This is a genomic window from Sphingomonas sp. SP5 (genome assembly GCF_058313455.1).
Genome location: NZ_JBZFLF010000001.1, coordinates 135,313 through 149,031, shown reverse-complemented (window position 1 = coordinate 149,031; position 13,719 = coordinate 135,313). Strand labels below are relative to the sequence as shown.

14 protein-coding genes and 1 pseudogene are annotated in these 13,719 nt (G+C 68.7%); 5 read left to right on the top strand and 10 right to left on the bottom strand.

Annotated elements, in window-relative coordinates; translation table 11 throughout:
• Window positions 1–9: 9 nt before the first annotated feature.
• The 9 genes and pseudogenes from AC4GY7_RS00620 to AC4GY7_RS00580 form a co-directional block, all read right to left on the bottom strand.
• Complete coding sequence (locus tag AC4GY7_RS00620; protein ID WP_491111421.1) at window positions 10–168, bottom strand: hypothetical protein; 159 nt, start codon at window positions 166–168, stop codon at window positions 10–12.
• A gap of 29 nt (window positions 169–197) precedes the next feature.
• Entirely contained in the window at window positions 198–977 is a 780-nt protein-coding gene (locus tag AC4GY7_RS00615; protein WP_491111419.1) for a Crp/Fnr family transcriptional regulator, read from the bottom strand.
• A gap of 44 nt (window positions 978–1,021) precedes the next feature.
• Entirely contained in the window at window positions 1,022–2,023 is a 1,002-nt protein-coding gene (locus AC4GY7_RS00610; RefSeq protein WP_491112066.1) for a UDP-glucuronic acid decarboxylase family protein, read from the bottom strand.
• 36 nt (window positions 2,024–2,059) lie between these two features.
• A pseudogene (locus AC4GY7_RS00605) lies at window positions 2,060–3,070 on the bottom strand (CgeB family protein); the annotation flags it as partial.
• Window positions 3,067–4,149, bottom strand: coding sequence for a CgeB family protein (locus AC4GY7_RS00600; RefSeq protein ID WP_491111418.1), 1,083 nt, complete (start codon window positions 4,147–4,149; stop codon window positions 3,067–3,069). The gene AC4GY7_RS00600 and the pseudogene AC4GY7_RS00605, both read right to left, overlap by 4 nt.
• Complete coding sequence (locus AC4GY7_RS00595; RefSeq protein ID WP_491111416.1) at window positions 4,146–5,267, bottom strand: CgeB family protein; 1,122 nt, start codon at window positions 5,265–5,267, stop codon at window positions 4,146–4,148. Before AC4GY7_RS00595 ends, AC4GY7_RS00600 begins: the two co-directional genes overlap by 4 nt.
• Window positions 5,264–6,358, bottom strand: coding sequence for a glycosyltransferase family 4 protein (locus AC4GY7_RS00590; RefSeq protein WP_491111414.1), 1,095 nt, complete (start codon window positions 6,356–6,358; stop codon window positions 5,264–5,266). Before AC4GY7_RS00590 ends, AC4GY7_RS00595 begins: the two co-directional genes overlap by 4 nt.
• The gene (locus AC4GY7_RS00585; RefSeq protein ID WP_491111412.1) at window positions 6,355–7,422 is read right to left on the bottom strand and encodes an SDR family NAD(P)-dependent oxidoreductase; all 1,068 of its coding nucleotides are present in this window, start codon (window positions 7,420–7,422) and stop codon (window positions 6,355–6,357) included. The genes AC4GY7_RS00590 and AC4GY7_RS00585 overlap by 4 nt, the downstream gene beginning before the upstream one ends.
• 141 nt (window positions 7,423–7,563) lie before the next feature.
• Window positions 7,564–8,694 carry an NAD-dependent epimerase/dehydratase family protein gene (locus AC4GY7_RS00580; RefSeq protein WP_491111410.1) on the bottom strand — a complete coding sequence of 377 codons (1,131 nt, stop codon included), beginning with the start codon at window positions 8,692–8,694 and terminating at the stop codon, window positions 7,564–7,566.
• A 207-nt stretch (window positions 8,695–8,901) separates the two neighbouring features.
• Here AC4GY7_RS00580 and AC4GY7_RS00575 point away from each other — a divergent pair, with 207 nt between their 5' ends.
• The 3 genes from AC4GY7_RS00575 to AC4GY7_RS00565 are packed head-to-tail and all read left to right on the top strand — an operon-like array spanning window position 8,902 to window position 11,200.
• On the top strand, window positions 8,902–9,501 hold the full coding sequence (locus AC4GY7_RS00575) for a histidine phosphatase family protein (protein WP_491111409.1): 600 nt from the start codon (window positions 8,902–8,904) through the stop codon (window positions 9,499–9,501).
• Window positions 9,498–10,283, top strand: coding sequence for a TIGR04290 family methyltransferase (locus tag AC4GY7_RS00570; protein WP_491111407.1), 786 nt, complete (start codon window positions 9,498–9,500; stop codon window positions 10,281–10,283). Before AC4GY7_RS00575 ends, AC4GY7_RS00570 begins: the two co-directional genes overlap by 4 nt.
• Window positions 10,280–11,200, top strand: coding sequence for a beta-xylosidase (locus AC4GY7_RS00565; protein ID WP_491111406.1), 921 nt, complete (start codon window positions 10,280–10,282; stop codon window positions 11,198–11,200). The genes AC4GY7_RS00570 and AC4GY7_RS00565 overlap by 4 nt, the downstream gene beginning before the upstream one ends.
• A 2-nt stretch (window positions 11,201–11,202) precedes the next feature.
• Here the strand turns inward: AC4GY7_RS00565 and AC4GY7_RS00560 are convergent, their stop codons facing one another.
• Window positions 11,203–11,700: a DUF1003 domain-containing protein gene (locus AC4GY7_RS00560; RefSeq protein WP_491111404.1), complete on the bottom strand. Its 498-nt coding sequence runs from the start codon at window positions 11,698–11,700 to the stop codon at window positions 11,203–11,205.
• A gap of 27 nt (window positions 11,701–11,727) precedes the next feature.
• Here AC4GY7_RS00560 and AC4GY7_RS00555 point away from each other — a divergent pair, with 27 nt between their 5' ends.
• On the top strand, window positions 11,728–12,720 hold the full coding sequence (locus tag AC4GY7_RS00555; RefSeq protein ID WP_491111402.1) for an MDR/zinc-dependent alcohol dehydrogenase-like family protein: 993 nt from the start codon (window positions 11,728–11,730) through the stop codon (window positions 12,718–12,720).
• Window positions 12,707–13,711, top strand: a complete 1,005-nt coding sequence (locus tag AC4GY7_RS00550) for a Gfo/Idh/MocA family protein (RefSeq protein ID WP_491111401.1) — start codon at window positions 12,707–12,709, stop codon at window positions 13,709–13,711. Before AC4GY7_RS00555 ends, AC4GY7_RS00550 begins: the two co-directional genes overlap by 14 nt.
• The last annotated feature ends 8 nt before the right edge of the window (window positions 13,712–13,719 follow it).

The following is a 13,719-nucleotide window of genomic DNA, read 5'->3' as shown; positions in this document are numbered from 1 at the left end:
CCGGTTTCGTCACTCCGTGCGATCCCTTTCCGCCGCCTCCGCCCCGGCGATCAGGCGGCGACCGGTTTCCGCCGCCGCACGCGGCGTCATCGCGACGGCGACACCGTCGGGGCCATCCAGCATCACCTGGCCGCTTTCGGTGGTCACCCGGCCTGCGTCGTCGTGCACTTGCGCGCTATGTCCTGCGCCGTCTCGTGTCATGGCAGCTTCCACGCTCCACATTCGGAATAAAGGTAGTCCGGGTCGAACTCCGCAACCGCGGCGAGGCCCGCACGATCGAGGATCTCCACCTGCCCGTTGCGGAAGGTGAGGAGTCCCTGCTCGCGCAAGGTGCGCAGCGTGCGGTTGACGTGGACGCCGGTGAGGCCGCACGCCTCGGCAAGGTCGGGCTGGGTCAGCGGCAGGTCGAACCGCCCATCGCCGGCCAGCCCGACCATCTCCAGCCGCGCGTTGAGTTCGCAGAAGAAGTGGGCAAGCCGCCCCTCCGCGCCCAACCGGCCCAGGCGGAAGATCCATTCGCGATGCATGGCGGCATCGATCAGGGTCGCGAACCAGAGGAAGCGCGTCAGCCGCGGATGCCGTTCGGTGATGCCGACCAGTGTTTCATGGTCGAACAGCGCCATCCTGACCGGCCCCAGCGTACCGACGTCATGGTCCAGCCGGCCGGTCGGAAAGCCGTGCAGGTCGACGAAGTCGCCGGGGATATGCACCGACACCAGCTGCCGATACCCCTCCCGATCGTCCATGTACCGCGAGACATAGCCCTCGATCAGCATCATGCTCTGCGACACCGGTTCGCCGCGGCGGACCAAGGTGTGGCGGGCAGGATAATCCTTTACCGCAGACGCCGCGTCCTCAAGGACCTGCAATTCCTCCGCCGTCATCCGCGCCCGACCGCGCCCGAGCAGGAAGCGGCTGGTATGGGGATAACGCGCCGGATCTGGGGCGTCGCTGCAAACGGTCATCGTGTCGCTCATCGCGGGTTCCAACCGAAACGAAGCAGCAACGTTCCCTGATCGGCCTATTCGGCCGCGCAGGCGAGCGGATCGGCGCAGGTCGCGACGCCGATCTCGGCGGCGAACCATGCGCAGGTCCGCGCCAGCCCCTCCTCCAGCGCGACCTGCGGCTCCCAGTCGAGCAGCGCCTTGGCGCGCGCGATATCCGGGCGGCGGCGGCGCGGATCGTCGACCGGCAGCGGGCGCTGCACGACCTCGGCATCGGTGCCGGTGAGCGCGACGACGTGGCCGAGCAGCTCGTTGATCGTCATCTCGTTGGGATTACCGAGGTTGACCGGTGCCAGCCCGTCGAACGCCGCGTCCATCAGCGCGATCAGTCCGGCGACGAGGTCCGAGACGTAGCAGAAGCTGCGCGTCTGGCTGCCGTCGCCGTAGATGGTGATCGGATCGCCCGACAGCGCCTGGACAATGAGGTTGGAGACGACGCGGCCGTCATCGGGGTTCATGTGCGGGCCGTAGGTGTTGAAGATGCGGGCGACGCGCACGTCCGCTCGCCCCATGCGGGCGAAATCGAAGGTCAGCGCCTCGGCGGCGCGCTTGCCCTCGTCATAGCAGGCCCTGGGGCCGGTGCAGCTGACGAAACCGCGGTAGCTTTCCTGCTGCGGGTGATGTTCGGGATCGCCGTACACCTCGCTCGTCGAGGTGAGGAGGAAGCGTGCCCCGTTCGCCTCGGCAAGGCGCAGCAGCCGGTCGGTGCCGACGACGTTGGTCAGCATCGTATGTTCGGGATCGGCCTGATATTGCGGCGGCGATGCCGCGCAGGCGAGATTGTAGATGCGGGCGTAACGACGATCGGTCACCGCGGGCGGCAGCGCCTCGACCACGTCGGCCTCGACGAAGGTGAAGTGCGGATGCCCCTCCAGCGCGGCGAGGTTCGACGGGCGCGAGGTCTGGAGATTGTCGACGCAGACGACATGCTCGCCACGGTCGAGCAGCGCCCGGCACAGGTGCGAGCCGATGAAGCCGGCGCCGCCGGCGACGAGTGTCGAGAGGGGGCGATCGGTCACGGCACGGCTTTCGGTCAGATAGGCTTCGAGTTCGGCGGCGCGGGTGTCGGCGCCATGCGCGGCGAGAACCCGCGCGCGGGCGGCTTCGCCCAGTGCGGCGGCGTCGCGGTCGAGCGCGGCGATGACGTCCTGCGTGGTGTCGGCAAGGATGATCTCGGTCCCCGCGGCGAAGATCGTGTCGAGCCCGGCCCAGCGATCCGAGATGATCGGCGTGCCGCACGCTGCCGCTTCGAACAGGCGGACGGAGGGCGACCAGCCGGCGGCGATCATGTCAGCGCGCGTCACGTTGAGCGTGAAACGCGAGGCCGAGTAGAAGGCGGCATGGTCGGCGGGCGGCAGGTGTTCGATCCGCTCGACGTTGGCGGGCCAGTCTATGTCGGCGGGATATTGCGGGCCGGCGACGGCGAAGCGGCGATGCGGCTGCGCGCGCGCGACGTCGATCAGCAGGCGGGTGAGCGTCGGCTGGCGATCGTCGCTATAGGTGCCGAGATAGGTGAGGTCCCAGCGCTTGGGCACGTCGAGCGGGCGATAGGCGGCGGTATCTACCGAGCAATAGAGCGCGCGGGCGGCGGGCGAGCCGAAGTCGCGCTCCAGCCGGTCGAGCGTCGGGCCGCCGGTGAAGCTGAGGTAGATGTCGTAGCCGGGGATCACCTCCGGCGCGAGATATTCGAAGTCGCCGCGGGCGAGCTTGGCGAGGGTGACGGGGGTATCGATATCGTAGAAGGCGGTGACGCCCCCTGCCCATCCCTGCACCAGCCGTGCGACGGCGACGCCATCGGGCACATAGGATCCGACGATCACCGCGTCCGCGTCTGCGATGCGCGCCCGCCAGTGGGCGAGATCGTCGAGATCGCGGTAATAGGCGAGTTCGCAGAAATCCGGGTTGGGCAGATCGCGATGCGCGCCGGCGTACCAGGGCACTTCGCGTTCGAGGAACAGCACGTCGTGTCCCCTCGCCGCGAATGCCTTCAGCAGCGCGCGGAAGGTGGTGGCATGGCCATTGCCCCAGGACGATCCGAGGCTGAGGCCGAGAACGACGAGCTTCATGCCGCCTCCCTCACCCGCTGCGTCTGGAACAGCGCGTCGACCTGTTCGCCGCGAAGATCATAGGTGTGTTCGGCGAGCACGCGGGCGAGCGCGGCGCGGCCGATCGCCTCCGCCTTGTCGGGGGTGAGCGCCGCGAGGTGATCGGCGACGTCCTGCCCGTCGCGGGCGACCAGCACCTCGCGATCGGGGATCAGGAACTGTTCGATCCCCTCCCAGGCATCGGTGATGAGGCAGGCCGCCGCGCCCGCCGCCTCGAACACGCGCGTCGCCGGCGAGAAGCCGATATGGGCCATGCTGTCGCGCGCCACGTTGAGCACGGCGCGGGGCGTGCAGTTGAAGGCATTGTGTTCGGCGGTGTAGACATGACCGCGGTGACGGACGTTGCCCGGCATCGCCTTGCTGTCCCAGCCGTTGCCGCCGATCAGAAAGCTCTGCTCGGGCAGCAGCGCAGCCGGCCGCAGGAAGAATTCCTCCACCCGCGCCTCGCGGTCGGGCAAACGGTTACCGAGGAAGGCGAGGTCGCAGGCGAAGCGTTCGTCGCGCGGCACGGGGTGATGCGTCTCGGGGTCGAGCGCGTTGTAGACAGGGACGCATTGCGCGGCACCGAAGCCGGTGTAAGCGTTCACCACCGGCGGACCACCGCCATAGGTCAGCACCATATCGAGGTCGGGCAGCACCGCGCGCACCGGATGCGACGGATCGCCGCGCATCTCGTCCAGCGTCGCCGCGGCGTCCACATCCCAGAAGATCTTGAGCGCATCGCCGCGCGCGTGGCGGACGATGCCTTGCAGCAACTCGGCGTCGAACACGCCCACGCCGTTCGCCTTGACAATGATGTCGGCGTCCGCCGCCTCGGCGAGCACCGCGTTCAGTGCGTCGGTGGTCGCGGGATAGACGACCGACTTCGCGTAGGGCGGCGGATCGATATCGCGATGCTGCTGGCGATCGAAGGCGTCGGGTTCGTAGAAGGTGATGTCATACCCGCGGGCATGCAGGGCCTTCAGGATGCCGCGATAATAGGTCGCGGCGCCGTTCCAGTAGCTGGAGACGAGGCTGGAGCCGTAAAAGGCGATCTTCATGCGGCGTTCCTGTGGAGCGGGGTCTGGAGGCGACCCTGGAGATTGGCGACGATGGCGAGCAGTTCGTCGACGCGGTGCGCGCAGGTATGGCGCGCGCGGATGGTGGCGAGGCCGGAGGCGACGAGCGAGGCGCGCAGGTCTGCGTCGTCGCGCAAGGTCCTGAGCGCGCGGGTCATCGCCTCGCCGCCGTCGACCATCAGAAAGTCGCTGCCGACCGTGAACAGGCCCTCGCTGTCCTGCCAGGGTGCGGACACCAGCGGGATGCCGCAGGCGAGCGCCTCGAACACCCGGATCGTCGGGATGCCGGGCAGGATCGTCGCATAATAGCGACGTGGCACGTGGACGGTCGCGAGCGCGCGGGCGAACAGGCCGGGAGCGGCAGCATTGGGCGCCCAGCCGTGATAGCCGATGCCATAGCGGGCGAGCGTGTCGCGCGCCGCCTGCGGATAGCGGACGCCGTAGATGTCGAGCGGCAGGCCGGCCTCCTGCGCCGGCCGGAACAGGAAGCGTTCCAGTTCCTCCGTGCGCTCCCCGTCGCCCCAGTTGCCGATCCAGACGAGGCCGTCGCGCTCGCCCTCCACCTCGGGCGGGTGGAAGCGGCGGATGTCGGCGGCCTCGTGCCACGTCCAGACGCGCCCGCCCCAGCCCCAGCCCCGGTACACCTCGCTCAGCGTTTCGCCGAACGCGAGGACCCCATCGTAGCCCGACAGGTCGTAGGCGCGCATCTGATCGGGTTCGCTGACCGCGCGGTGATGCGTGTCGTGGAACAGCAGCGTCCAGGGCGCGCCGCGCTTGCGCAGCATGCCGAGGTCGGCGACCAGACGATGGTCGTTCCATTCGTGGACGAGGACCAGATCGGCACCGTCGACCATCCCGGCGACATCGGCGCCATCGGGGTAGCTGACCGAACCCAGCTCCGGATAGGCCGTGCGATAGGCATCGAGCCCGTCCGGACCATGATCGGCGACGAGGTTGGCGAGGCTCCAGGCGTTCTCGGGTGCGAAGACGCGGACATCGTGGCCGCGTGCGATCAGCTCGCTGAGCACGCCGCGCAGAAAATGCGCGTTGCCGTGGTTCCAGCAGGAGGCCAGGCTGTGGGTGAAATAGACGATTCTCATGCGGCGGCTTTCCGGGGCGTCGGGTGCGCGGCGATGGTGTCGCGATAGAGCGACACCATGCGCGCGGCAGTGGCATCGGGCGTGTAGCGGGCGGCGCGGGCGCGTGCGGCGCCGCCGAGGCGGGAGCGGGCAGCGGTGTCGAGCACCAGCGCCTCGATCGCCTCGCACCAGGCGCCGTCGAGCGGGACGAACCGGGCGGCGCCGTCCCACAGTTCGCGGAACGTCGGGATGTCGGAAAGGACGAGGGCGCAGCCGGCCTGCGCCGCCTCCAGCACGGCAAGGCCGAACGGTTCGAAGCTCGCGGCGGAGACGAAGATCGGCCGCTTGGCGAGATGCGCGGCGATCTGTTCGCCGGACAGGTGGCCGAGTTCGCGCAGGTGATCGAGCCGGATCGTCTCGCCATGCGGACCGCGCGATGCGCCGGCGGCGAGGAAGGGGATCGGCAGCCGGGCGGCGGCGCGATCGAGCAAGGCGGCGTTCTTCACCCCGTCCCACAACCGGCCGACCGTCAACGCGACATCGGCGATCGGCGCTGCCGGGTCGTAACCGGGCGCAGGCGTCCGGCCATTGTGGACGGCGAGCGGCGCCCGATCGAGCCGGTAGTGGCGGGCGACGATCGCGGCATAGGCGGCAGTCGGCGCGACCACGGCATTGACGGCGCGAAGACCATCCGCAGTGAGCGCGCGGTGCCAGCGATAGTCGCGCCCCAGTGGCGTACCCTTGGCCGCTTCCCACCAGGTGGAGACGCAGCCGTGCGCGACCGCGATCGACGGCACGGGCAGCGGCCCGAACGCCGCCAGCGTCGGCATGTTGTAGTGGATGAGGTCGACGCCGCGCGCCACCGCCAGCGCTGCGATCGCCTCACCCGCTGCGAGCACCGGCGCCGCATCCGCGCACATCCAGTCGAGCGGCAGGCCGGTTTCCACCAGCGTGCAGGCACCGTGCTGCAACAGGGCGCGCTGATCGGCGCTCGGCGACGGACCCAGCACCGCGACGATGCACTCGACGCCCTCCTTACCCAATGCGTTGGCGAGTTCGGCGGTATATTGCCAGACGCCGCCGACCGCATCGGTGGTGACGAGAACCCTCATTCCGCGGCCACGGACAGGCCCATGCCGATCGGCTGGTTGAAGCCGCGCTCCGCGGCCAGCCAGCGCGCCAATCCAGCGACGCCGTCGCGCCACGGCACCTTCGCCGACAGGCCGAGCGCCGCGTCCGCAGCCCGCGTATCGGCGACGAAATAGCGCTGGTCGCCGGCGCGCCAGTCGGAGAAGGACACGTCCACCTCGCGTCCGATCAGCGCGCCGATGTGTGCGAGCAGCACGCGCAGCGACACGGCATTGGCGGGGCCGCCACCGAGGTTGAACGCCCTGCCCTTTACCCTGTCGATCCGTTGCCAGGCATGGAGATAGGCTTCGACGGCGTTCGACACGTCGAGGATGTCGCGGACCTGATAGCCATCGCCGTACAGCGTGATCGGCCGGCCTTCGAGCGCACGGATCAGGAAATGGGCGACCCAGCCCTGATCCTCCGTCCCCATCTGGCGCTGGCCATAGATGCAGCTCATCCGCAGCACCGCCGCGGGCACGCCGAAGCTGCGCGCGTAATCGAGGACATATTGGTCGGCCGCCCCCTTCGACACGCCATAGGGCGTGTGGAAGTCGAGCGGCCGATCCTCCCCTATGCCATGGGCGCGGACTCCGGCATCGACGGGAACGTAGGTGTCGCCGTCGCGTGCGAAATCGAGGTCGGCGAGATCGCCGTACACCTTGTTGGTCGAGGCGAAGACGACGGGCGTGCCCGGCTTGCGACGCAGCGCCTCCAGCAGGTTGAACGTGCCGAGGATATTGATCTCGAGATCGGCCCGCGGGTCCTCCATGCTGGTGGTGACCGCGACCTGCGCCGCCATGTGGAACACCGCCTGCGCCTCGGCGACCGCACGGCCGAGTTCGTCGGCGTTGCGGACATCGGCGCGGATGGCGGTGATGCGCGATCCGTGCCGATCCTGGAGCCACGCAAGGTTGCGCTCCACCCCGGGGCGCGAGAGCGCGTCGTAGATCAGGACGTCGTGGCCCTCGGCAGCGAGACGATCGGCGATGTTGGAGCCGATGAAGCCAGCGCCTCCGGTGACGAGGATGGGGGCGTCACCGGACATGGAATGCTCCGCCCTTCTCGGCGTCATCCCGGCGAACGCCGGGATCCATGGGGTCGATGCCGTCGATGGAACGGAGCAACATCGGCCGATCGTATCGATGGGTCCCGGCGTTCGCCGGGATGACGGTGGGACACCCGTCGCTCACGCCACCAGCCCCCGCTTCTCCAGTTCCGCCCGCGCCGTCGCGACATTGTCCTCGGCGGTCTGTTCGCCGACCCATTCGGCGAGTTCGGCGAGTCCTTCGATGAAGTCGGCCCGCGCTTCGAAGCCGATACGTTCCTTTGCAAGGCTGGTGTCGCAGAAGCAGTGGCGGATGTCGCCGATCCGCGCCTTGCCGACGATCTCCGGCCGGAGATCGTTCTTGCCCATCGCCCTGGCGAGCGCCTCGGCCACCTCGGTCACCGACCGGTCGTGGCCGGACCCGATGTTGAAGGTCTGGTCCACTGCCTGCGGCAGCACCAGCGCATCGGCGAAGGCGTGGGCTACGTCGGATACGTGGACGAAGTCGCGGCGCTGTTCGCCATCTTCGTAGATCATCGGCTTTTGGCCGTTGAGGAGCCGGGATGCGAAGATCGCGAGCACGCCGGTGTAGGGGTTGGAAAGCGCCTGACCCGGGCCATAGACGTTGAACAGGCGCAGGCACACGCCCTCGATGCCATAGGGCCGCGCCATGATATGGGTGGTGCGTTCCTGCACATATTTGTTGAGCGCGTAGATCGAGGCGAGGCTGGGCCGCTTCCACTCGGGCGTCGCCACCGGGGTCAGCGTGCGCCCCTGCGCGTCGACCGGATCCCAGTTCGCCATGCCGTCGCGCACCTGGCCGCGCTCCGCATTCTCGACGAGCTGCCCGTCGGCGTCGCGGTACAGCCCCTCGCCGTAGATCGACATGGACGAGGCGGTGACGACGCGGCGGACCGGCTGGTCGATCAGCCGTTCGAACAGCACCGCGGTGCCGACGTCGTTGGTCGAGGTATAGCGCTCCACCTCATACATCGACTGGCCGACGCCGACCTCTGCCGCGAGATGGACGACGCTGTCGACGCCCTGCAACGCGCGTGCGACGGCATCGCCATCGCGCACGTCGCCCCTGATGAGCTCGACCTCGTCGCTCAACAGCGGCGGGCGGCCTTCGCCGGCATGCAGGGCCTGCCCGTGGACTTGCGGGATCAGGCTGTCGAGCACCCGCACGCGGTTGCCGCGGCGGAGCAGTTCGTCGGCGACGAAGCGGCCGATGAAGCCGGCGCCGCCCGTGATGAGGACCGTTTCGCTCACGGCCTGTTGATCCAGATCAACGACACTCCGGGTCCCATGGTGTCAGTTCGATGCATTCAGCCCCCGCCCCCTCGTATTCGGATAATCGCTACGAGGGTGGAACGAACCTTCTTCTTCTTTGTTCCTACTGGCTTGTACCACATTTCTCTTGATCGATGTTAAGTGCAACGTCGAATCACCGGGGATGCATTTGACGAAGCCACAGCCTTGACGACGACGTTTCTGTTGATCCGCCATGCGGCGCACGTGCATCTCGATCGCTATTTGTCCGGCCGCATGCCCGGTGTGGCGCTCAGCGACACCGGGCGGGCGCAGGCCGCCGCGCTGGGACAGGCGCTGGCGAGCGAGCGGATCGACCGGATCGCGTGCAGTCCGCTGGAGCGGACGCGCGACACCGCACAGGCGATCGCCGATGCGGCCGGCCTGCCGCCGCCGGAGGCGGTCGAGGCGCTGATCGAGATCGACATGGGCGATTGGACGGGTGCCGCCTTCGATACCCTCCGAGGACCGGCGTGGGACGCGTGGAACACGCAGCGCGGCACCGCGCGCATCCCCGGCGGCGAGACGATGGCGGAGGCGCAGGCGCGGATCACCGGCTACATGCGGGGAGTCGCCGCCGCGGCGGATGGCGCGACGGTGGCGCTGGTCAGCCATTCCGACATGATCCGCGGCGCGGTCGCCCATGCCATCGGCCTGCCGCTCGACCATCTGCTGCGCTTCGACATCGGCCCCGCCTCGGTCACTCGGGTGGTGATGGGCGATTGGGGCGCGCGGCTGGTCAGTCTCAACGAAAGGATCGCGGCATGACGCCCGACGTGTTGCGCAGCGAAGTGGAGCGGCTGGCGCCGTGGTTCCACAACATCGATCTCGGCCACGGCATCCATACCGCGCCCGACCATTTCCTGGGCGATTATCCGCGCTTCAAGTTCGCCCGCTTCGCCGATGCCTTGCCCGCCGACCTGACCGGAAAGTCGGTGCTGGATATCGGCTGCAACGCCGGCTTCTATGCCGTCGAGATGAAGCGGCGCGGGGCGAGCCGCGTGCTCGGCATCGACAGCGACGAACGCTATCTGGCGCAGGCGCGGCTGGCGGCAGAGGCGCTGGGGTTCGACGGCATCGAGTTCCGCAACTGTTCGGTCTACGACGTGGGGGCGCTGGGCGAGCGGTTCGACCTCGTGATCTTCATGGGCGTGCTCTACCATCTGCGCCATCCGTTGCTGGCGCTGGACCTGATCCGCGAGCATGTCGCAGGCGACCTGATGCTGTTCCAGACGATGCAGCAGGGCAGCCGCGAGGTGTATCCGGTGCCGGAGGATCATCCCTTCCACGTCCCCGGCACGCATACGCCGCCAGCCTATTTCGACGAGCCGGGCTACCCCAAGATGCATTTCATCGAGCGCGAGTTCGCGCACGACTGGACCAATTGGTGGGCGCCGAATGCGGCATGCAGCGCGGCGATGCTGCGCGCGGCGGGGTTCACGATCGAGGCGCAGCCTGAGGCTGAGGTGTTCCTCTGCCGCGTCGCGCCGGTGCCGTATGGCGAATATGGGCCGGCAGCGGTCTATCCAGACAGGGGGGACAAGGCATGATCGAAGCGGCGATGATCTGGAACGAACCCAACAACAAATCGCATTGGGACCCGGAGATCGACCCCGACTGGTCGCTGTTCGCCGATACGGTGATCCGCGCCGGCAATGCGATCCACGCGATCAACCCGGCGGTGACGCGCGTGCTGGGCGGCATGAGCCCGATCGATCCCGACTGGGTCAATCGGATGCGCGGCCACGGCGCGCTCGATGCGGTGGACGTGGTCGCGGTGCACGGCTTCCCGCTCGACTGGAACCTGTGGCCGATCCACGCCTGGCCGGACAAGATCGCCGAGATCGAGGCGGTGTGCCCCGACAAGCCGATCTGGGCGACGGAGGTCGGCGTCGGCAGCTTCGGCGCCGAAGAGGTGCAGGTGTTCGGCGTCCGCAAGACCGCCGAGCTGCTGCTCGACCGCGTGCCGCGCGTCTTCTGGTATTCGCTGTACGACCTGCCGCACAGCTGGGGCGCGACGACGCGCCACCGCGAGGCGGAGGGATCGAGCTATTACCGCCATTTCTACATGGGCCTGATCCGCGAGGATGGAAGCGCCAAGCCGAGCCTGGACGATTATGCCGCGGTGGCGGATCGGATGGGCCTGATGCAATGGTTCCATTATCAGGACCCGCGGCTGGACGATGCGGTCGCCTGGATGAAGCGGCTGGGGACGCGGCGGTTGCGCACCGGATTGAGCTGGGCGGACAGCTTCCGGCCCGATGCGATCGACTGGTTCGACCGGCAGATGGAGGCGCTCGCCGATTTCGAGGTCACCGTCACCTTCTGCTTCACGCCCGAGCATCTGGGGGTGCAGCCGCACCATACCAGCCCGCCGCGCGATCCGCAGCAATTCGCCGATTTCTGCGCCTGGATGATCGATCGCTACGCACCCGCCGCGGTGGAACCCAGCATCGCGGCGGCATGAGGTCAGGCATCGCGCTGGGCGTCGAGCGCATCGAGGACGCGCGCGGGCTCGACGTCGCGTTCGATCTCGCGGTCGGTGACTGGCACGTCGAGCCGTTCGGCGATGCGGCCGACCAGCGCGGCGAGCCGGGTCAGCTCGTGCTCGGCAAGCAGATTGGTATGGAGGTCGAGGTCGGCGCGCCGATCGGCAGCGGCGGCCATCCGGTTCTGGCTGATGAGCACGAAGGTGGAGAGGAAGATCGCCTCCACCGACGCCTCGGACGCCAGGATGACGAAGGTGGGGTCGAACCGCGGCACGCCCGGCAACCACCCGATATTGGCGAGGATCCACAGGCCGTAGACCACCAGATGGAGGACGACGAAGGTCATCGATCCGGTGAAGCGGGTGATGGCATCGGCGATGCGCGCGGCGAGCGGCGCGTTGCGCCGTTCGTGCCGGGCTCGCTCGGCCAGGGCGGCGATGTTGTCCCGCAAGGCGGACTGCATGCCAGTGTCGGTCATGGAATTGGTAAAGCTATGGAAGATCATATGGTTGCAGAAACGATGCAGGCAGCGACACTCGCCGCGCCCGGCCGGATCGAGGTGACGTCGGCGACGCGCCCCGAACCGGGTCCGGGCGAAGTGCGGCTGAAGCTGGAAGGGTGCGGCGTCTGCGCGTCGAACCTCGAACCCTGGGCGGGGCTGCCGTGGATGACCTATCCCGGCGTGGCCGGCGGCCTCGGTCACGAAGGCTGGGGGCGGATCGACGCGCTGGGGGCCGGCGTGGAGGGGATCGCGATCGGCGACCGCGTCGCCGCGCTCTCCTACCGGTCGTTTGCGGATTACGACGTGGCCGAGGCCGACCGGGTGGCGCTGCTGCCGGCCGCGCTGGATGGCCAGCCCTTCCCCGGCGAACCGCTCGGCTGCGCCTTCAACATCTTCCGGCGCAGCGACATCCGCGCCGGCCAGACGGTGGCGATCGTCGGCATCGGATTCCTGGGCGCGGTGCTGACCAAGCTTGCGAGCGACGCCGGCGCACGGGTCATCGCGATCTCGCGCCGGCCCGAAAGCCTCGACCTCGCCCGGCATTACGGCGCGGCCGAGACGATCCCGATGGACGATCACTGGGCGATCATCGAACAGGTCAAGGCGCTGACCGGCGAAGGCTTGTGCGAGCGGGTGATCGAGGCGGTCGGCAAGCAATGGCCGCTTGATCTCGCCACGGCGCTAATCGGCTTCGGCGGGCGGCTGGTGGTGGCGGGTTACCACCAGGACGGGCCGCGGCAGGTCAACATGCAGGAATGGAACTGGAAGGGGATCGACGTCGTCAACGCGCACGAGCGCGATCCCGGCGTGCAGATGCTGGGCCTGCGCGAGGCGATCGATGCCGTGGCCAGCGGGCGGTTCGATCCGGCGCCGCTCTACACCCATCGCTATCCGCTGGAGCGGCTGGGTGAGGCGCTGGATGCGACGCGCGACAAGCCGGCGGGGTTCGTCAAGGCGCTGATCGACTATCCCGCCGACCGCCGTGGCCGGGATTGATGGAGAGAATGACGTGTCGCTACCACGCGTAGGATTCCTGGGGACGGGCTGGATCGGGCGGCATCGCATGGAGGCAATGGTCGCCACGGGCGCGATCACCGTCGCCGCGATCTGCGATCCGTCGGCCGAGTGCCTTGCGGATGCGCAGGCGCTCGCCCCGCAGGCCGCCATCGTCGAGTCGCTCGACGCGATGCTGGCGCTCGGCCTCGATGGAGTGGTGATCGCCACGCCGTCGGCGCTCCATGCCGCGCAGTCGATCGCCGCGCTGGACGCCGGGGCGGCGGTGTTCTGCCAGAAGCCGCTCGGCCGGTCGGCACCTGAGACGCAGGCGGTGATCGATGCGGCACGCGCCGCGGACCGGCTGCTGGGCGTCGACCTGTCGTACCGACATACCGAGGGGATGCGCCAGATCGCCGCGCTGATCCGCGACGGTGGGCTGGGCGAGGTCTTCGCAGTCGATCTCACCTTCCACAACGCCTACGGACCGGGCAAGCCGTGGTTCTTCGATCCCGCGCAATCGGGGGGGGGCTGCGTCATCGACCTCGGCGTCCACCTCGTCGATCTCGCCCTCTGGGTGCTGGGCTTTCCGCCGGTCGGCGACGTGCAGGCGACGCTGCTTGCCGCCGGCGCCCCGCTCACGCCCGGCCAGGTCGAGGATTTCGCCACGGCGCGCTTCACCGCGGGCACGGCCGATATCCGCCTCGCCTGTTCGTGGAACCTGCATGCCGGGCAGGATGCGGTGATCGACGCATCCTTCTACGGCACCCGCGGCGGCGCGGCGCTGCGCAACGTCGCAGGCTCCTTCTATGACTTCACGGCGGAGCATTTCACCGGTACGCAGCGCCGGACGCTGGCCACGCCGCCCGATGCCTGGGGCGCGCGGTCCGCGTCCGTCTGGGCGGAGCGGCTTGCCGCCTCGCCCCGCTTCGATCCCGCGACCGAACAGTTCGTTCGCAGCGCCGAGGTGCTCGATCGTATCTATCGCCGCTAGCCAGGAGC